Raw genomic sequence first — 19,359 nt, forward strand, 5'->3', positions numbered from 1 at the left:
GAATGACCCATTCAGCCCGGCTCTAGGCACGGCCTGTACGCTGAGCGGCCATGGAGCGTCACGATTACCCCGTTCTTCGTCCGCATTCGCACATTCCAGGATCACCCGGTCCGCTTGTTCTTGTGGTACTCGACGGGGTGGGCGAAGGTAGAGGGGATCAATACGACGCGGTGGCGACAGCACGCACCCCGGCGCTGGACGCGTTACGTGCCAAGGCTCTCTTTCGCAGCATTCTTGCGCACGGCCCCTACGTGGGACTGCCGTCCGAGAGCGACATGGGCAACTCGGAGGTCGGGCACAACACCCTCGGAGCAGGGCGCATCTTCGACCAAGGCGCAAAGCGGATCGAAAATGCTCTTGCCTCCGGCGCGATCTGGGGCGACGCCTGGAAGGAGATAGTGGCTCAGACCGTCGGGCAGGGCAGCACTTTGCACCTCATCGGCCTGCTCTCCAACGGAAACGTGCATTCCAACACGTCGCACCTGTCGGCGCTCATCCAGCGCGCGGTGGAAGAGGGCGTGCCACACATCAGAGTGCACGTGCTCTTCGATGGCCGCGACGTTCCTGACCACACCGCCGATCAGTACATCGCCAAGCTCGAAGCGGAGCTCGCCACGTTCCATGGCAAGGCAGACGTTCGGATCGCCTCCGGCGGTGGCCGGATGGTCACCACGATGGATCGCTACGAAGCCGACTGGCGCATCGTCGAAAGGGGCTGGCAGGCGCATGTGCTCGGCACCGCCCGGCCCTTCACCTCGGCAGCCGAGGCGATCGACACGATGCGCGCCGAAACACCCGGCATCAGCGACCAGCTGTTGCCCGCGTTCACGGTCGTCGACGGCGAGGGCAAGCCGGCCGGGGCGATCCAGGACGGCGATTGCGTAATCATCTTCAACTTCCGCGGCGATCGGGCCATGGAGCTTTCCCGAGCCTTCGAGGAGGGCGACGACTTCGAGGGCTTCGATCGCGTCCGCAGGCCTAGCGTGATCTTCGCCGGGATGACCCTCTACGACGGCGACACCAACGTGCCGAAGCGCCGAGTGGTGGAGCCGGAGAGGGTCTCGAGCACAATCAGCGAGTACCTGGCTGGCTCAGGGGTGACCCAGTGGGCGGGCGCGGAGACGCAGAAGTTCGGCCACGTGACCTACTTCTGGAACGGAAACCGCTCGGAGAAATTCGACTCCGCCAGCGAGGTCTACGTCGAAGTGCCGTCCGACCGCGTCCCGTTCAACGAGCGCCCATGGATGAAGTCAGCGGAGACTGCCGATCAGGTGATCGAAGCCGTCCGCTCAGGGGACTTCCGGTTCATTCGGGTCAACTTCGCCGGCGGCGACATGGTCGGGCACACCGGCTCATTTGAGTCGGCCATCATCGCCATGGAGTCCGTCGACTTGGCGATCAGCCGTATCCAGCAAGCGGTTGAGGCTGCGAGCGGATGCCTGATGATCACGGCCGATCACGGTAACGCCGAGGACATGGTGGAGCGCGACAAGGCAGGCGATCCGCTTTTCCGTGCCGACGGCTCGCCGCAGTGGAAGACCGCCCACAGCACCAATCCGATTCCCCTGATCATCGCTGACTACAGCGGCCGCAAGCTCGCGCTGGCCGACGGCCTACCTAAGGCAGGCCTGGCCAATGTGGCCGCCACCATCGCCAACCTTCTCGGCTTCGAAGCTCCAACCGAATACGATCCAACACTTTTGGCCTAGAAATGCCGGCGGCCGGCCTGGTGACGCTCACCCCCGTTAGCGTCACCGGCCAGCCGGCCGGTTCTTCAGGTGGCGCCGTCCCCCAACGGCTATGTGCCACCCATCCCCCACGCTCAGTTCGGCGCCTACAACCGAAAACCGATTCGATCGGGCTTGACACCCGGGTGTCTCATCGAACCTTGCGCTTGCCGACGACGTTACGCCGCAGCTCAAAGGCCCGTCCAGTCATTTTGCGAATTTGCTTCATCACTCTTCGTAATGGGAGCGGTACCGAGCGCTATGTTCACAAAATCGGGCATAAGTTACTCTTCGGTTACCCTGAATTTCATGATCAACTCGACCCGTGAGGCCACCCCTAACTTGCGGTAGATGCTCGCCAGATGGGTCTCCACGGTTCGTTCGCCCAAAATGAGGCCTTCGGCGATCTCGCGGCTTGGCGCGCCGCGCAGAGCCCATGTCAGCACCTCGCGTTCCCGGGCGGTGAGGGTGCCCAGCGCCGGGCTGGGCGCGTCAACCGGCCGCCGCGCCCGGCGCAGATGCTCATCGGCCAGGCGGGCCGCCACGGGATCGATCACCTCGCCCGCTGTCAGCGCCTGGGCGGCCGCGCCGGCGAAGGCGGTCTCGTCGCTGAGCACCGCTTTGGCCCGCAGGGCGTACCAATTCACCAGCGCGCTCGACGAGTCGCTCTCCAGCGCGGCCAGCCGGGTCAATGCCGCCGTTCCGCGAAGCTCATAGGCACGGGCCAGCAACTCTTGATCTTCGAGGGCGGCCGCTTCCCGCTCCGCGTGCGTGAGTGAGACATCGTCGCCCGTCAGCGCCGCCACCGCCAGGCTCGCCTCCGCCAAAGCCCTCGGATCGCCCGACTCGTGCGCCAGGGCGTGTGCCTTCACCGCCAGCTCGGCCGTTTCAGCCTCTATCGCCAGCCGGGCGTGGAGTCTGGCCACCACTGACACATCAAGGTTTTTGCCCTCCAACGCGAATCTGAGCGCATCAAGGCGTTCCAGGTCTCGTGGTGGCCGTGCCCCTGTTCTTGCCAGAGATGGGCGCGGGCCGAAGCCGAGAGCAGCCGCGGCGACCAGACCCGGGTCTTCGGCGCGAATGCCCATCCGCAGCGCGCCCGTCAACGCGGCCCGGCCAATCAGGGTGTCCTCGTGTGTGCGCGCGGCCCGCAGCCGAGCCGTGCCGGCGGCCACCATCAGCCGGCCGGTCTGTCCCGGCGCCCAACCCGCCCGTCCGGCGAATGTGGCGGCCTGCCCGAAGTACTCGGCGGCCATCTCGGGCAGCCCTTGGCTGTCGGCGGTAGCGCCCGCGGTGGCGGCAGCCGCGGCAGCGGCGTCGAGGCGGTGGCCGCCGCCCAGGGCTGCGGCCTCGCCCAGGTGATGGGCGAGCTCCACCACGGTGGCGGCCCGCGCCCCCGGGGTCGCCCCCAGCGAGCTGAGCGCCCCGGCCACCCGCTCGTGCAGCTCCGCGCGATGCCTCGGGCCGAGCAGGTCGTAGCAAACCTCACGAGCCAGCGCCTGGCGGAAGCTGAACACGTGCCCGGGTAGTTGCCGCACCAGCGATGCGGCCTCCTCGAGTCCACTTAGGACGTCCAGCTCGGGGTAGACCCGCTCCACGATCGCGAGGTCGAACTCGCGCCCGATCACCGCGGCGAGGTCGATGACCGCACGAGCTTGCTCGCCAAGCGCGGCAAGCACCGTCACTACCGGCGCGGCCAGCTCGCCCGGCCAGCGAATAGCCAGCCGATGCAGGCCATTGGCGGTGGGCTCGACCTGGTCGAGGATCGCGGCGAGCAAAGTCGGATCAGAGTCAGTGCGCCGCATCAGCTGTTCGGCCAGCCTCGCCGGAAGAGCCGAGCCGAACCGCCTTCTCAGCAGTTCCGCGGCATCCTCATGATCCACAGTGGACTCCCTCTCCGGGAAAGTACGCAGATGATTCTGACGGCAAAGTTACGTACTCGCCGCGATGTGCGCACACCGGGACCAGACCTACCGTTCTCGCATGTCGAACTTCCGAGACCTCATCGCCCGCATGGCGATCGACGCGGAGTTCGCCCGGCACACTCGGGCGAACCCGGATGCGGTCGCCCGCCAGTACCACCTGAGCCATGGCGAGTCCGAGCAGTTGCGCGGTCTGGCCGACGCCGCCACCTCGGCCGGCCCCACCGCCCTCGGCGCCCGACTGTCCAAAATGGGTGGTATCACCACTGCCGCCCTGAGTGGCCCGTTCTTCACCGGCCCGGACACCGACCACGATGGCATCGTCGATCTCCTGGACACCGACGACGACAACGACGGCATCCCGGACGCAAGCGACTCCAAGCCGCTGGTGCCGAACCTGTTGGTGACCCAGCCGCACCTGCCCCCCACCGGCCCGGTCGTCACCCTCGACCCCGATGTCACGAACCCGACCGGCGATGCCGATGGCGACAAGATTCCCAATTTCCTGGATAAAAACGACAGCTCCACCGACACCACCCACGAGCGGTGGGGAGACAACGACCACGACAAGATTCCGAACATCGACGATCCCGACACGGCCGGCGAGTACATCCTCGACAAGATTTTCCTCGACCTCGCCGGCGACAACGATGGCGATGGCCTGGTGAACCCGCTCGACTCGAACGACAGCAACCCGGACACCACCAACGAGGCGCTGGGCGACAAGGACCACGACGGCATCTACAACTACCTGGACAAGTTCAATATCAAGTTCCCGGTCGGCGACATCGTCATCCACCCAGAGGTCCTCGACCCGAGTGCCGGTGGCGGAACACCTCCCCCGCCGCCGCCCGCAGGCGACCCGGCGCCCCCGCCCGCGGCCGACCCGGCCCCGCCGGCGCCGACCGGTGGCGACAGCCCGTCCACTCCGGACATCATTGTCAACGTCGACGTCCCGCCGGCCGAGCAGGTCGTGGCCGCACCGCAACAGCCGATCCTGCTCAACAACGACGCGGTCGGCAAGCCGGTAGCCGTGCCGACGTCGGACGAGGAAGGTGGCCTCGGGACACCCATCCTGGTTGTCGGCGGCGTAGCGCTGGCAGCCGGTGCCGTAGCCGGTGGTATCGCAGGCAAAGTTCTCAGTGACAAAGGAAAGGACGAGGAATAGCGATGTCGAACTTCCGAGACCTCATCGCCCGCATGGCAATTGACGCCGAGTTCGCGCGGCACGCCCGGGCAAACCCGGACGCGGTAGCCCGCCAATACGGTCTAAGCCACGACGAATCCGAACAACTACGCGGCCTGGCCGACGCGGCAGCCTCCGCGGGCCCCACGGCCCTCGGCGCCCGTCTGTCCAAAATGGGCGGTATCACCAGCGCCATCCTTAGCGGCCCGATCTTCACCGGTCCGGACACCGATCACGACGGCATCATTGACCTGTTCGACACCGACGACGACAACGACGGCATCCCGGACGCCACCGACTCCATGCCGCTGGTGCCAAACCTGGTCATCGTCGACCCGATCCATCCCGTCGGCCCGCTGCACGACATCCACCTGCACCCCGACGTATTCGACCTCGACCCGGACGGTGGCGACACCACACCTCCTACGCCGCCGCCCGCAGGCGACCCGGCTCCGCCTCCTCCGCCCGCAGCCGATCCTGCCCCGCACTCCGGTGGCGACGGCCCGTCCACTCCCGACATCATCGTCAACGTTGATGCCCCACCGGTCGACCAGGCCCCAGCTGCGCCGCAGCAGCCGATCCTGTTGGCCGATGACGCTTTGGGCAAGCCGGTCATCGTCCCGGTCAGCGATGACGGTGGCATCGGCACCGGAGCACTGGTCGTCGGCGGTGTCGCTCTCGCCGCCGGTGCCGTGGCAGGCGGGGTCGCGGGCAAGCTGGTCACCGACAAGACGTCTGAACAGGAATAGATCCTTACTGACCATCCTCCATAAGGAGGATGGTCAGAAACCTGTCACCCTAGTGCCCACATCCATTCGGACGCCTAGGATTCGCGGGGCTAGCGCTTGAAGGGGCGGATTCGATGCTTTGCCATGCGTGTCACGTGCATCTGCGACGGGATCACCCGTACTGCCTGCACTGTGGCACCCTGCGCCGGGGCACCCAAGTCGAGTCTTTTGCCCCGCCCCAGCTGCGCTGGGAAAACGCGAGCCTCTCCTTGGTCAAAGCGGTCACCACGATCGGCCGCGGCGACGACAACGACGTGGTCATCAAGGACGCCAGCGTCTCCCGCGCCCACGCCCGGGTCATCCGCACCGACCGCGGGTTCTTGGTCGAAGATCTTAACTCCTTTAACGGCACGTCGGTCGGCGGCCAACTGCTGCGCGGCGGCAACGCGCTGCTCTCCGACGAAGCCGAGCTGCACATCGGCGACGTCCCGGTGACCTTCGCGCAGCCGCGCGATGTCGCCATCGGCGGCAAGACCATCGTCCGGGGCACGGAGAAGGCGCCGATCGAAATCGTGGTGCCCACCGCCCAGGAGCCGTTGAAGAGCACCCCGCGCAGGCGCGGGCACTGGGCGCTCAAGCAGGTGCCCGACGACCGTGGCGAGCAAAAGTGGGTGCTGCGCAACACCCGCAGCGGGCGCTACCTGGAGCTCGACGAGCGCGATGTCTTCCTCTGGGAACGACTCGACGGCTACAACACCGTTCGCGACCTGCTTTTCTTCTACGCGCAGCGCTATGGCGAGCTGGCATTGCCCCGCATCGAGCGCACCCTGCGCACCTTCGCCGACCTTGACCTGGTCACCGGGGTCTTCGGTCACGAGAGCCGCAAACAAAGGCGTCTGCTCAAGACCTTGCTTCAGCCCGAGCTTTCCATCAAGGGGCTCGACCCTTTGTTCGCCCGCATCTACCGCTCCTTCGGCTGGTGGTTCTTCAGCCGCCCCGGCGTCATCGCGCTGTGGGTCCTGATCGGGGCGGGGCTGTTCGGCATGTGGGTCGCCAGCGGACACCAGAAGCTGTTCCACACCGCCGGCGCCGGTGCGTTCGGGGCCGTGGCGGTCGGGGCCGGCTACCTGATCGCGCTCATCATCCACGAAAGCGCCCACGCCCTTGCCGTGAAGTCCTACGGCCGCAAGGTAACCCGCGGCGGGTTCATGCTGATGCTGGGGATGCCGCTGGCCTTCGTCGACACCAGCGACATGTGGTTCGGCTCGCGCTGGTCGCGCATCGTGGTCACCATTTCCGGGCCGCTGTCCACGGCCGGAATAGCGGGCGCCTGCGCGCTTTACGCCGCATACGCGACGCCCGGCCAGCTTTCCGCGATGGCCTACCAATTGGCTTTCGGGCTCTACCTGAACACCGCTTACAACCTCAATCCGCTGATGCCTTTGGACGGGTACCAGGCGATGGCCGACGCCTTACGCATGCCCAGATTGCGGGAGCAGGCCACCGCCTATTTCACCAAGGGTTTCTGGGCGGATCTGCGCAAAGGGCACCGCCCCGGTTGGCGTCAGATCGGCATGGCGGCCTATGGTTTCACCGCAGTCGCTGGTTTGGCGGTCTTCGTCGTGCTGGCGTTCCTGATGTGGCGGGATCGACTGGGCGGACTCGTCCGCGACCACCTGCCGCCCGGCATCGACATCGTCGTCGTCACCCTAGGCATCGGCATCGTTCTCTTCCCTATCTGGTACCGGATGATTCGCAAATTGATTCTGTTCGTCAAACGTCGACCGAAGGAGGTGCCGGCCACATGAACTGGACAGTGCCTGGTTATTACGAAATCAAAGAGCTGGGCCGGGGAGCTTCCGGCCGGGTGGTGCTCGCCGAGCACGTGGGCACCGGCATGAAGGTCGCGATCAAATACCTGGCGGCGCACCTGGCCCGCGACCCCGAGTTCGTCAGCGCCTTCCGCACCGAGGCCCGGATTCTGTCCGAAGTGGAGGATCCGCAGATCGCGTGCCTCTACGAGTACATCGAAGGCCCCGACGGCGCGGCCATCGTCATGGAGCTCGTGGACGGTGTGGCCTTGCGCGCCATGATTAAGGCCCACGGCCCGACCGAGCCGACCTCCGCGCTGCTGGTCCTCAAAGGCTCCCTGCTCGGCCTCGCCGCCGCGCACCAGCGCGGTGTCGTGCACCGCGACTACAAGCCGGAAAACGTGCTCGTCAATCAGGAGGGCCAGAGCAAGCTCGCCGACTTCGGCATCGCCGCCCGCGCCGGACGCCAGGGTGTGCACGCAGGCACGCCCTCCTACATGGCGCCCGAGCAGTGGGCCGGCGCCCCGGCCAGCCCGTCGACCGACATCTACGCCGCGACCGCCACGTTCTTCGAATGCCTCGTCGGCGTGCCTCCCTATCGTTCCCCCGGTGACCTGCTCGGTTTGCGCAAGCAACACGAGGAAGCCCCCATCCCGATCGACGCCGTCCCCGAGCCGGTACGCGGTCTGGTGCGCCGGGGTCTGGCCAAGAAGGTCGAACACAGGCCCAAGGACGCGGCCACCTTCCTCTACGAGCTCGAGCAGGTCGCGGGCGCGGGCTACGGCCCGGAGTGGGAAGAGGAGGGCCGCAGCGCCCTGGCCCGCCGGGCCGCCCTGCTGCTGCTGCTTTTCCCGCTCGCAGGGCTCGCCGCGGGCGGCACCGGAGCGGCAAAGACCGTCATCGGCTGGTCCAACCGTTCCCTGAACATGCTCCTGGCCGGTGGAGTGACCCTGGCCCTGCTGATCGCGGGCGGCCTCGGCTGGTACTTCACCCACGACAGCCAAAACCTGCCCCCGGTCGCGCTCATCCAGTCGCCGTCACCCACCCCCGACACCTCGCCCTCGCCATCGCTGACGCCATCCCCCACCGCCGAGCCCTCCCCCACGGCCTCCCCGTCACCGCTGCCCTCGTTGTCGCCGTCGCCTTCGACCAAGCCCTCCCCGAAGGTCTCGAGCCCGCCACCGCCGCCTGCCCCCGTGGTGCTCAGCATCAGCTCGCCCAACCCGAACGACCCCAACGACTATTGCTGGCTCGCCGACAACCACACCACGTGCTCTCAATTCCCGCAGGGCAACTACCAGCCGCGGATCATCATCAAGGTGGACACCAACACCACCAACAGCTTCACTCTGAACCTGCGATTCGTGCAGGTGTACACGAACAAGGCCGGCGAGTTCGAGGACACCGGGCGCACCGGGCTGCCGCCGATCACGCAGAGCGTGGTGGTTCCGGCGGGCAAGACCAGCAACGTCTTGACTATCACGGGCGCGGATCTGCGAACCTACTGGAGCTCCCAGTTCTGCCGTGATGCCACCCTGAACCCGCGCATCAAACTGACCATCACTGCTAGCATTCCAGGCCCCGGCAGCTCCGCCGACTACATCACCGACGCCGCCTGCGTTATCGGTTGAGAGGATCACGTTGAGCCAGATTGGTGAATACGAGGCGCGCGGGCCGCAACGTGGTTCGCGCGCCGGCACGTGGCAGACTCTGTCCGGATCGGACGGTCAGTTGCGCGGTGGTCTGCGTCTGGACAAGGTGCCCCTCGATCAGGGTATCGCCGACCGGCTCAGTGAGGCGGTACGTGCCGTACGCGCTATCAACCTGCCCGGTTTGAACACTTTGATCGATCAGGTGCACGATGGCAACCATCTTTGGCTGATTTCGAACGTTCCGCCCAACCCCACGGTCTCCTCGCTCACCAATCTGCCCGCCCCGGTCGCCGCTCTCATCGCCGTCGACATTGGACAGACCCTCGCCTCCCTGCACTCCGCGGGCCTCGCGCACGGCGATGTCAGCACCGACACCGCGATCGTGACTGTCGAGGGCCGGGCTGTGCTCATCGAGTGCGGCTACGCTCACGCGCTGGCCGGCACCACTCCCGGGCCGGGCCACGATGTCAACGGCTGGGTGGGACTGGTCCGCTTCCTGGCCGCTGCTTCCAACAACAACGAGTTGCTTCTTTCCGCCGCGTCCCAGGCCGAAGGGATCGGCGGCAGCGCCGGCCTGTCCGCCGCGCTGGCTTCGCTTGCCACCGCCGCGCCCAAGGTCCCCGGATACGGCGAGCGCAGCGCGCTGGCCGTGCTGGCAACGATCGCACCCTCGGCCGCCCCGGTCGTCCCGGTAGCACCGGTCACTCCATCCACCCCTGAATCCGTGACGGTCAGGCTGATGCCCGCCGCCGACAGCGCCGACGCGACCATGTCGCCCGCCGAGCTGGAAACCGCGCTGGGCAAACGCAACGAGGAGGTGCTCCGCTTCGGCCGCGGTGTCGCCGCCGCCCGCCCGCCCCAGCAGGCTTCCACCGCGCCACCGTGGCAGGGCTCCACCGCCTCCTATCCGGTGGCGCAGCGCCCCAATCGCGCCCGTCGCCGCCTCATCAGCATCTTCACCGGCCTCATCACCGTCGTCATCCTCGCCGTCGTCGGCTACTTCATCATCCAGCGCCTCGCCCCGCTCCAGGTCACCAGCGTCGCCGTCGGCATCGCCCAACCGTTGCCCGCCAACGCCTGTGACACCCGTGTCGACGTCGTCGGCACGGTAACCTCGAACGGCAACGGCGGCTCGTTCACCTACCGCTGGCTGCGCAGCGACGGCGCATCAACGGCCATCCTCTCCGAATCGGTCCCCTTCGGCACCAGCGTCACCCAGGTCCACCTATTCTGGCAATTCAGCGGAAAGGGCACGCTCAAGGCCAAGGCGACGCTCCAAATCCTTACCCCCCAACCGGTTGAGACCTCCACAGAATTCACCTACACCTGCCGCTGACTTGCCACACCACAAATCCTTTTCTAACCTTTGCGCCGCGCCGTCGTGGCTGGCCGCCGTATCTCCCGGCGGCGAACGACAGGCCCGTGCGTAGCAACCCCCAGTGGCTCCGCCGCCCCCTCCCCCGCCCCGCCTCCCGTCTCCATCTCCGCCGCCTCGGCCGCCCTCAGCGTCACCGACACCGCCCCGCCCCCACCGCACCGCTTCTGCCGCTTCCCGCCGCACCGGCTCTCATCGCGCCATCCGCCACCGCTGCCCGCCACACTATTTCTGCCGTTGCCGCCCCTGCCTGCCACCTGCCACCTGCCACTGCACCTACACCTCTGCGCCAGAACGGTAAGGCAGAGATGTAGGCGCGGGTGGACCTGCCACCGCGCTGCATCTGCGGTTTGCCAGCCCTGCCCACTACTTCCGTGGCACCTACATCTCTGCGCCAGAACGGTGAGGCAGAGATGTAGGTGCGGTGGACCTCCTGCCGCCGACCCCGCCAGCCCCGGCTGCCCACCGCGCTGCATCTGCGTCTGCCGCCCCTGCCTGGTGTGCCCGTGGCACCTACACCTCTGCGTTAGGGCGGTGAAGCAGCGATGTAGGTGCCGTGGAAGTAGACGGGTGTCCGCCGGGTGGGTGGTGCGATCGGGGCGGTGGAACGGTGGGGTGTTGCTTGCGGGCGTTGCTCTGCTGGTCGGCGGGGTAGCCCGGGCGCGACCAAGCATGGAGGTGGCGTTGCCGCCCGGAGGTGCGAAGGGTGCTCTCGCAGGCGATCGAGACCGAACAGCTGGTCCCGCAAGCATCGCAAGCGTGGGCTAGCGCCTTCGTTTCCGCGACCGCCGGGAGTCCTCGAAGGCGACGACCGGGGTGAAATACCCGGCGGCCCAGCAGAGCGGCAGCGAAACGAGGTAGCCGATGCCGGCAACGACTGCAGCCGTGGGGCCGTCCTCCACGACGGCGGCCAGCTCATGTTCTTCGCCGGCGGGGGCGCTGTACACCTCGACCGCGTCACCGGGATCGAAGTCGTCGCCGCCAACGATCAGCTCGCCGGTCAATGGGCGGCCAGCGACACTGAGTTGGTAGTGGTAGTCATCTGTCTTGCTGTACCACGGATCCACGCGGCGCTCGGCCGTGACGAGGGCGGTTTGCCTGGTCCAGTTTCGGCCCATCTCCAGCCACAGCGCCGCAGACATCGAAATCACGGCGGTGAGCGCCGCGATGGATATTGCCGTCACCATCAGCGTCTTGAACAGGCCGTGGCCCGACAGCCTCCACGCCTTGTTGAGGAACAGCACTGAGATGGCAATGATGCTGCCGATCCCCACACATCCCGCTATCCAAGCGCTCGCCGTCGACCCGAGCGGAGACACAAGCCAGCCGATGCCTGTGACCAAGGTGAGCGCCGCGACCATCGCCCACGCCCGAAGCCAGCGGCTGGCGGGCAGGCTCAGGCGAGAGCGGAGGTGGGCGTAGGACATGCGCGTCAGGGTACTGCGTGATCGCCACCTGCGCGGGCCGCGAAAAGTGCACGGATGCACTAATGTGCGCGGCATGTCTGCGACTGCTCTACGTTGGAGCGCCGTCCCGCTTGGCATGCTTGCCTTCGCGCTTCGGCTGGCGGCCACCCTTTGGTGGGAGCCGTTTACCTGGCGCTTCAACTGGTTCGTCAGCCTCCTGTTGTGGCTGGCCGCAATGATTGTCACGGTGGGCGTTCCATTTGGCATCTTCGCTTTGCTCAGCCGCGGATATCGCCGCCCGGCCGAGTTTGCCTTGGGCAAGCGTGGGTTTACCGCCCCGCTCTCCCCGATCGGTGCCGGATCCCAGGCGATATTGTTGCTGTTCCTTGCTGGCGGGCTCGTGGTGACTGAGCGGGTGCCGAATAGCGACTCCATGCGGCTGGCCGAATTCAACAACGGGTGGTTCGCATCATTGATCATCGCGAGTGTCCTTGCGGCAGGCGCAGTGACAATCGTGCTAACGCGCCGCCAACAGCTTCTGCTCGACGCCGAAGGGCTGACCATTCGCCGGTGGTGGCGCGGCAGGCGGCTGAAGTGGGATGAGCTTGCGCCGGGTGGGCCTCTGCCCCCGGCGAAGAAGTCGCAAGGCTCCCTGCAGCTTAACCGCAAGCAACCACCGCACAGCACACACTATGTGCCGGCCGAAATGATCGGGATCGCGTTTGTGGACATCGACCCGACCTACCTTGCCGCGGCGATCCGGCGCTATGTCGAGAATCCACAGGATCGGGCGGCGATCGGCACCGCTGAAGAGCTCAGCCGGCTCGCGGTAGCCCAATAGGAGAGCCGATGACCAGACTCAGCCACCTCTTCGTTCACGTCAGCGATCTCGATCGGGCCAAGCGTTTCTATGTCGACGACCTCGGCCTGGCCATCCTCATGGAGGAAACCGGATACCTTCGGGTCGGCGGGGCCGATGGCTTTCACATGGGCCTGGAGCAACGTGAGCCGAGCCAGGTCGGATCGGTGGGAATCGAAATCGTGATCCAGGTGCCCGACGTCGACGCGGCCTACCAGAAGCTTGTGGAGCGGGGCCACCAATTCGAGGCTCCGCCCACGGACATGCCCTGGGGCGCCCGCCACGCGTGGCTGAAGGATCCAGACGGATATCCGCTGTCGATCTACAGCTGAGACAAATACACGGACTCAGGCGTCGGGTGCCAGGTGGCGGAAGGCACGCAGGTTGTCAGTGGACTCACCTCGGCTGAGCCGCCACTTCCATTCGCGTTTGATGGCACTGCTGAAACCCAGCTCCAGCAACGTATCGAAGGACTCGTCGGCGGCGGTGAGGACCGAGCCGAGCAATTGGTCGACGGTTTCCTCGGTGACAGCAAGGGCGGGCAGTCTGCCAATCAGGTAGACGTCGCCGTTGGTGTCGATGGTGAAGGCGACCCCGTGCAGTTTGGCGTTGCGGCGCAACAGCCAAGCCCAGACTTCTTCGCGATTTTCGTCCGGCTGGCGAATGACGAAAGCTTCCACGCGCAACGTGTGTTCGCCGGCAATGAGATTCACGTTCGTTTTTAATTTGTGGGTACCAGGCAAAGTCACCACATACGAATGCTCGCCGGTCTTCTCCAGCGGAAGATCGGCGCAAGCGCGCTGGATGACCTCGTCTAGCACGCGAGGTCGGCCAGCTGGCAGCGCTGCCGGTTGCGGTGTTCGGCCATCACGTCAGAGTAAACCTCGACAAGGCTGTCAGCAGTGCGGTCCCAGGAGAAGTCGCTTGCGTGCTTGATGGCGCCGACCGCCAGCTCGTCGCGCCAGCCGGGCGCGGCGAGGAGACCGCCGAGGACACGGGCCCAGTCGGGCGCGGCGTGGCCGTCGATGAGCACGCCGGAGATGCCGTCGCGGACCGCGGTGACCAGACCGCCCACCGCGGCGGCGACCACGGGCGTGCCGCAGGCTTGCGCTTCGAGCGCGACAAGCCCGAACGACTCGTTGTAGGACGGGACCGCGACGATGTCGGCCGCGCGGTAGACGTCGGCGAGGCGTTCGGCGCTTTGCGGCGGGAGAAACCGCACGCGATCGGAAACCCCGAGCGCGTGGGCCAGCTCGATGAGGGCGGTGGGCCGGTCGAGGCCGGACCCGCTCGGCCCGCCCACGATCAGCGCGATGGCATCGGGGTCGTGCAGCTCGGCCAGGGCCCGGATCAGGACGTCGGGCGCCTTGAGCGGCTGGATCCGGCCCACGAAGGCGACGACCTTCGCCTCCGGGGCAAGCCCGAGCCGGGCACGTGCGGCCGGCCGGGAGCCCGGCTTGAACCTGCCCAGATCCACGCCCGGCGAGACCACGGCCACCTGCTCGATGGGCGCGGCATAGAGGTCGATCAGCTCACGGGCCTCGGTGGGGGTGTTCGCGACCAGACGGTCGGCCTGTTCGACGACCTGCTCCTCGCCGATCACGCGCGCCTTCGGCTCTGCGCGATCACCTTCGGCGAGCTGGGCGTTCTTGACCTTGGCCAGGGTGTGGGCAGTGTGCACGAGCGGCACCCCCCAGCGATCCTTCGCCAGCCAGCCGACCTGGCCGGAAAGCCAGTAGTGGGAGTGCAACAGATCGTAATGTCCGGGCGGTTGGGAGGCCTCGACCCGCAGCACCCCGTGGGTGAAGGCACACATCTGCGCGGGGAGCTCTTCCTTGGCGAGCCCTTCGAACGGGCCTGCGCTCACATGGCGCACCTTGACGCCGGGGGCGAGCTCGGCCACGGGCGGCAGCGCGCCGGAGGTGGTGCGGGTGAAGATGTCGACCTCGATACCCCGTCTGGCCAGGCGTTTGGACACCTCGACGATGTAAACGTTCATGCCACCTGCGTCACCTGTACCGGGCTGGTGAAGGGGTGAGGTGTGAACGGAGAGGGTCGCGATGCGGCGGGGGAGGGTATAGCTCACAGCGCGGTCAACCTCGCCGAGGACCGTCCGATTCCCGATCGCCAACGTGACGGAAATTACTCGGTTGTGAACGAATTAGGATCGGCGGTATGTCGTACCCCCAGAAGATCGCCGTAGTGACCGGAGCCTCAAGCGGCATCGGGGCCGCCACCGCCAGGCGGCTGGATGCCGAGGGCTATCACGTCTATGCGCTGGCCCGCCGCGAGGACAGGCTTAAGGCGCTGGGCGTGGGCGTCCCGGTGGCCTGCGATGTCACCGACGATGCGGCGGTGGCCTCCTTTGCGAGCAGCCTCGACCGGGTCGATCTTCTGGTCAACAACGCGGGTGGGGCGCACGGAGCCGAGCCCGTGGCCGAGGCTCGCATCGATGACTGGCAGTGGATGTTCGACGTCAACGTGCTGGGGACCCTGCGCATGACCCGGGCTCTGCTGCCGTTGATGACGCAGGGCGGCACGGTCATCACGATAAGTTCGACCGCGGGCCTGATCGTCTATGAGGGCGGCGGGGGTTACGCGGCGGCCAAGCACGCGCAGACCGCGCTGGTGGAAACCCTGCGGCTGGAGCTGTGCGGGCAGCCGATCCGGGTGGTCGAGATCGATCCCGGGATGGTCAAGACCGACGAGTTCGCGCTCAACCGCTTCGACGGCGACGCAAGCCGCGCGGCGTCGGTCTATGCGGGCGTCGCCGAGCCGCTGGTGGCCGAGGACATCGCCGAGTGTGTCGCCTGGTGCGCCGGCCTGCCCCGGCACGTGAACATCGATCGTCTGGTGGTGCGGCCGGTCGCCCAGGCCGCACAACACAAGGTGCACCGTGCGGCTGCAGGGTGAAATCACCCGGGGCACCACCAACCCCAACCGGCTGCGCCGCGTGGACAGGTGGATCGCGTGGCGCTGCGCCTCTTTGCTCACGCCGGGTTCGCTTGTCGTGGATCTCGGCTACGGCGCAAGTCCAATCACGACGGTAGAGCTCGGCAACCGCCTGCCCTCGGCCGTCGAGGTGGTGGGGCTGGAGATCGACCCGGCCCGGGTGGCTGCCGCGAAACCGTTTGAACGTCCGGGCCTTCGTTTCGGGCGAGGCGGTTTCGAGCTCGGCGGGCTGCGCCCGGTGGTGGTGCGCGCCTTCAACGTGTTGCGTCAGTATGACGAGTCCGCGGTCGCTTCCGCCTGGCGCACCATGACCGGGCAGCTTGCCGCCGATGGATTTCTTGTCGAGGGTACCTGTGATGAGCTGGGCCGGATTTGTGTCTGGGCCACGCTCAGGGCCGGGTCCACCGAACCCGAATCCATTTCGTTCGCGGCCAAACTATCCACATTGGATAATCCCGCGATCTTCGCCGAGCGGCTGCCCAAAGCGCTTATCCACCACAACATAGCGGGCGAGCCGATCCACACCCTGTTGCAGGCGCTAGAAGATGCGTGGCACCGGGCCGCGCCGATGGGGGTGTTCGGCCCGCGGCAACGATGGCTGGACACAATAAGGCGGCTGGGGCTGCCCACTCTGGACGGCCCCAGCCGCTGGAAACTAGGAGAGCTTACCCTTCCCTGGCCGACTCGCTAGCCGTTCTGCGACCCAGCGCCCACGCCAGGCCGAGCACGAACATACCGAAGACAAGCAGGCCACCACCGAGAAGCACGTAGGAGCTGACCGTGTCACCGGTCTTCGGAAGCTCATTGTCGTGCGGGCTCGGCGTCATCGTGTGCGGCCAGCTCATGCTCGGCTTGGGCGACTTCGACCAGCTGGGCTGCGGCTTCGGGGACTTCGACCAGCTCGGCTGCGGCTTGGGCGACTTCGACCAACTCGGCTGCGGCTTCGGAGACTTGGAGTCACTTGGCTGCGGCTTGGGAGACTTCGAGTCGCTCGGCTGCGGCTTGGGAGACTTCGAGTCGCTCGGCTGCGGCTTCGGCGACTTCGACCAGCTCGGGTGCGGCTTCGGCGACTCGGACATGCTCGGCTGCGGGTTGGTGGTCGGGCTGAGGGTGGTGCCCGCACTCGGCGATGGCGTGTGGTGGCCGTAACCCTTTGCTGCCAGGAGAACCTCGTGCACCTCGGTGTCGTCGACGCCCTCGGCGGTAAGCGAAAGCTTCAGTTCCGCCTGTCCTTCGGTCATCTCCGGGAACGTCAGCTTGACGATCGCGGAATGCGCCGGCACCGCGCTGAGCGCTGGCTCATCGTTCAGCCAGCCGCGCAGTGTTACCTCCTTACCCGTGCGGTTGGTCACCTTGACGTCGACGGTCGGATCGCTCGGATCGAGAACCGTCTTCATCGGCACGGCGTCGATAGCGTCCGCCGCCCTGCCAAGGTGAAGACTCGGTACCGCCGCAAACGCCGCTGTCGGCGCTGCAACGAATATAGCTACAATTGCCCATCTTCCAGCCAAATGCCTCACATAGGACGTAACGAGGCATTTGATCAGAGGGTGCAGTTAATTAGCACCGGTTCTGGATGAAGTTGGACTCCGAAGCGATCGTGCACTCCGTCTCGTATTTCCGCCGCCAGCTCCAGCAGATCCTTCGTCCGGGCCTGCCCCGGATTGGTCAGCGCGAGGGTGTGTTTGGTGGAAATCCTGGCCGGCCCACGCTCATAGCCTTTGCTGAAACCAGCGCGTTCGATTAGCCACGCCGCCGAGATTTTGACTGTGCCACCGGGCATCGGCCATGCAGGCGGCGCCATCTCCGCTATCGCCTGGTACGCGGCTTCGCTCAGAATCGGATTCGTGAAGAAAGAACCGACCGACCTCGTGTCCGGATCCGCCGGGTCGAGCACCATTCCCTTGCCGCGGCGCAGCGCAAGCACCGCCTCGCGAGCGGTGGCCAACGGCACGCGCTCCCCCACCGGGACAGACAAAGCCTTCGCCAGCTCGGCATAGGCGATCGGGCCGGAAAGCGAATCTGCGCGCAGCCGGAAAGTCACATCCAGCACCACCCAGCGATCGGCGTGTTTGAATCGACTGGTGCGATATTCGAAAAGGCACTCATCACCGGCGAAGGTGCCGACCGCTCCTTCGTCGCGGTCGTAGACCGTCACCTCGGTAATCGTCTGCGACACGTCCTGGCCGTAAGCGCCAACATTCTGAATCGGAGTCGCGCCCGCCGCGCCGGGAATCCCGGCCAGACACTCCACTCCCGACCAACCCTGGTCCACGGTCTGCGCCACGAACTCGTCCCACGGCTGTCCCGCCGCCACCCGGACCAATACATGGTCGCCGTCGTCGTAGGTGACCGCGAAGCCTGACGACCGGATCAGCAGAGCCAAACCCGGGAATCCTTCGTCAGAAATCACCACATTGCTACCTCCGCCGAGAAGAAGCAGCGGCCGGTCCTCTCGCACTGCGTCCCTCACCCCGGCAATAATCTCTTCAGTGCTTGCGGCCGTGACCGTTTGCAAGGCCGGACCACCCAACCCGAGGGTGGTGTGGGCGGCGAGCGGGGTTGACCCTTGGCGGCTATCGTCAGACACGTCACCCAGCCTAGGCGGGCAGGACTAAAGGGAGGCTTTGGCATGTCTGCTCAGGGTTCCAAGGAATTTTGGCTGGAGTCGCTGCGCGCTGACGGAACGGCTTTCCGGGCCAACGCGGCCGAGGCCGATCTGACCGCTCCCGTGCCTACGTGCCCGGGTTGGAATGTGCTTGACCTCGTCCATCACCTGGGCGGCGTGTATCGATACGTTGGTGTCACGCTGCCTCGCGGCGTCACCAGCCGTCCCGATCCGGAAGTCCGCGACCGGGCTTACACGCAGGATCTCCCGCCGGCCGAGCATGCCGTGGCCTGGTGGGAAGATCAGCACAAGCACCTGGTCGACCTGCTCGCGGCGCTTGACGTGCAGATGCCCGCATGGAACTGGGCGCCCCAGGCGAAGGTCGCCGGGTTCTGGCCGAGGCGAATGGCCCACGAAACCTCGATCCACCGCTGGGACATCCAGATGGCGCTGCACGGCCTGGCCGAGCCGGTCGAAGCCCGCCTCGCCGCCGACGGTGTGAGCGAGGTGCTCGACAGCTGGCTGCCGGCCGGCCGCCGCAAGGGCCCCACCACCCGCCACGGGGTGGTCCAGCTCGTCGCCACCGACGTCGGCCAGGAGTGGTTCCTGCGCCTGCGCGGCGAAGGCGTGGCCCTGCTCGATACCGCCACCATCCTCGATGACACTGACCCCCACGAGCAGGTGGTCGCGGCCGGCACGGCCAGCGATCTCGCCCTCGCGCTCTGGGGCCGCATCGGCTTCGACGTCCTCGACGTCGCCGGAGACGACTCCCTCCTCTCCGCCCTCCGCGTCGGCTAACCGCGCGCCGCCCGCGCGCAATGATCATCGCGATTTCAGAGAAATCGCCGCTTTCGGCCGCCGCATAACTGCGTTTCCCCAGAAATCGCGCGGATCTCCACCCCCGCTGCAGGCGGCGAAGGGCGCAGCGCACATCCCACGCCCGCAGGCGGCGAAGGGCGCAGCGCACATCCCACGCCCGCAGCCGGCAGCGAAGGGAAAGCGCACTCCCACGCACGGAGCCCCGCAGCGGAGGCACAGTGCATGGTCGCCCGCATTGCGTCGCTGGTGGGCACTGCTTTCGCGGCACCTTTGCTCTGCACCCATACACGCACATTGATCATGGGGTTGCGTCT

Annotated in this window: 17 protein-coding genes; 11 read left to right on the plus strand and 6 right to left on the minus strand. The window is 66.7% G+C overall.

All coding sequences use genetic code 11. The features are described 5' to 3' along the window. The first annotated feature begins 50 nt into the window (after positions 1-50). Positions 51-1,709 (plus strand): 2,3-bisphosphoglycerate-independent phosphoglycerate mutase, encoded by a 1,659-nt coding sequence (gene gpmI / locus Rhe02_RS33725; RefSeq protein ID WP_275412664.1) that lies wholly within the window; start codon positions 51-53, stop codon positions 1,707-1,709. Positions 1,710-2,011: 302 nt separating this feature from the next. Here gpmI and Rhe02_RS33730 read toward each other — a convergent pair whose 3' ends face one another. Then, complete coding sequence (locus tag Rhe02_RS33730; RefSeq protein ID WP_203912491.1) at positions 2,012-3,610, minus strand: helix-turn-helix transcriptional regulator; 1,599 nt, start codon at positions 3,608-3,610, stop codon at positions 2,012-2,014. A gap of 100 nt (positions 3,611-3,710) precedes the next feature. Between Rhe02_RS33730 and Rhe02_RS33735 the strand changes: the two genes are divergently transcribed. The 5 genes from Rhe02_RS33735 (at position 3,711) to Rhe02_RS33755 (ending at position 10,362) form a co-directional block, all read left to right on the plus strand. After that, the gene (locus Rhe02_RS33735; RefSeq protein WP_203912492.1) at positions 3,711-4,817 is read left to right on the plus strand and encodes a hypothetical protein; all 1,107 of its coding nucleotides are present in this window, start codon (positions 3,711-3,713) and stop codon (positions 4,815-4,817) included. 2 nt (positions 4,818-4,819) lie between these two features. Then, positions 4,820-5,584, plus strand: a complete 765-nt coding sequence (locus Rhe02_RS33740; protein ID WP_203912493.1) for a hypothetical protein — start codon at positions 4,820-4,822, stop codon at positions 5,582-5,584. Positions 5,585-5,718: 134 nt separating this feature from the next. Then, a complete protein-coding gene (locus tag Rhe02_RS33745; RefSeq protein ID WP_203912494.1) occupies positions 5,719-7,371 on the plus strand; it encodes an FHA domain-containing protein in 1,653 nt (550 codons plus the stop codon). Beyond that, the gene (locus tag Rhe02_RS33750) at positions 7,368-9,005 is read left to right on the plus strand and encodes a serine/threonine protein kinase (protein WP_203912495.1); all 1,638 of its coding nucleotides are present in this window, start codon (positions 7,368-7,370) and stop codon (positions 9,003-9,005) included. Before Rhe02_RS33745 ends, Rhe02_RS33750 begins: the two co-directional genes overlap by 4 nt. Before the next feature lie 10 nt (positions 9,006-9,015). After that, complete coding sequence (locus Rhe02_RS33755; protein WP_203912496.1) at positions 9,016-10,362, plus strand: protein kinase family protein; 1,347 nt, start codon at positions 9,016-9,018, stop codon at positions 10,360-10,362. Positions 10,363-11,165: 803 nt separating this feature from the next. Here the strand turns inward: Rhe02_RS33755 and Rhe02_RS33760 are convergent. Beyond that, complete coding sequence (locus Rhe02_RS33760) at positions 11,166-11,828, minus strand: hypothetical protein (RefSeq protein ID WP_203912497.1); 663 nt, start codon at positions 11,826-11,828, stop codon at positions 11,166-11,168. Positions 11,829-11,901: 73 nt separating this feature from the next. Here Rhe02_RS33760 and Rhe02_RS33765 point away from each other — a divergent pair, with 73 nt between their 5' ends. Both Rhe02_RS33765 and Rhe02_RS33770 read left to right on the plus strand, forming a co-directional pair. Then, positions 11,902-12,648 (plus strand): hypothetical protein, encoded by a 747-nt coding sequence (locus Rhe02_RS33765; RefSeq protein ID WP_203912498.1) that lies wholly within the window; start codon positions 11,902-11,904, stop codon positions 12,646-12,648. 8 nt (positions 12,649-12,656) lie between these two features. Beyond that, positions 12,657-12,998, plus strand: coding sequence for a VOC family protein (locus Rhe02_RS33770; protein ID WP_203912499.1), 342 nt, complete (start codon positions 12,657-12,659; stop codon positions 12,996-12,998). 15 nt (positions 12,999-13,013) lie between these two features. Here Rhe02_RS33770 and Rhe02_RS33775 read toward each other — a convergent pair whose 3' ends face one another. Then, on the minus strand, positions 13,014-13,487 hold the full coding sequence (locus Rhe02_RS33775; protein ID WP_203912500.1) for a type III secretion system chaperone family protein: 474 nt from the start codon (positions 13,485-13,487) through the stop codon (positions 13,014-13,016). Next, on the minus strand, positions 13,481-14,752 hold the full coding sequence (mshA, locus tag Rhe02_RS33780) for a D-inositol-3-phosphate glycosyltransferase (protein ID WP_203912501.1): 1,272 nt from the start codon (positions 14,750-14,752) through the stop codon (positions 13,481-13,483). Before mshA ends, Rhe02_RS33775 begins: the two co-directional genes overlap by 7 nt. A gap of 89 nt (positions 14,753-14,841) precedes the next feature. Here mshA and Rhe02_RS33785 point away from each other — a divergent pair, with 89 nt between their 5' ends. After that, positions 14,842-15,579 (plus strand): SDR family oxidoreductase, encoded by a 738-nt coding sequence (locus Rhe02_RS33785; protein WP_203912502.1) that lies wholly within the window; start codon positions 14,842-14,844, stop codon positions 15,577-15,579. Further along, complete coding sequence (locus tag Rhe02_RS33790; protein ID WP_203912503.1) at positions 15,563-16,309, plus strand: class I SAM-dependent methyltransferase; 747 nt, start codon at positions 15,563-15,565, stop codon at positions 16,307-16,309. The genes Rhe02_RS33785 and Rhe02_RS33790 overlap by 17 nt, the downstream gene beginning before the upstream one ends. Here Rhe02_RS33790 and Rhe02_RS33795 read toward each other — a convergent pair. After that, a complete protein-coding gene (locus Rhe02_RS33795; RefSeq protein WP_203912504.1) occupies positions 16,284-17,015 on the minus strand; it encodes an LPXTG cell wall anchor domain-containing protein in 732 nt (243 codons plus the stop codon). The two genes, Rhe02_RS33790 and Rhe02_RS33795, sit on opposite strands and share 26 nt — an antisense overlap. A gap of 146 nt (positions 17,016-17,161) precedes the next feature. Further along, complete coding sequence (locus tag Rhe02_RS33800) at positions 17,162-18,217, minus strand: UDP-N-acetylmuramate dehydrogenase (protein ID WP_203912511.1); 1,056 nt, start codon at positions 18,215-18,217, stop codon at positions 17,162-17,164. Positions 18,218-18,250: 33 nt separating this feature from the next. Between Rhe02_RS33800 and Rhe02_RS33805 the strand changes: the two genes are divergently transcribed. Next, on the plus strand, positions 18,251-19,024 hold the full coding sequence (locus Rhe02_RS33805; protein WP_203912505.1) for a maleylpyruvate isomerase family mycothiol-dependent enzyme: 774 nt from the start codon (positions 18,251-18,253) through the stop codon (positions 19,022-19,024). Positions 19,025-19,359 lie beyond the last annotated feature (335 nt).

Source organism: Rhizocola hellebori, from assembly GCF_016862955.1.
GTDB classification, from domain to species: domain Bacteria; phylum Actinomycetota; class Actinomycetes; order Mycobacteriales; family Micromonosporaceae; genus Rhizocola; species Rhizocola hellebori.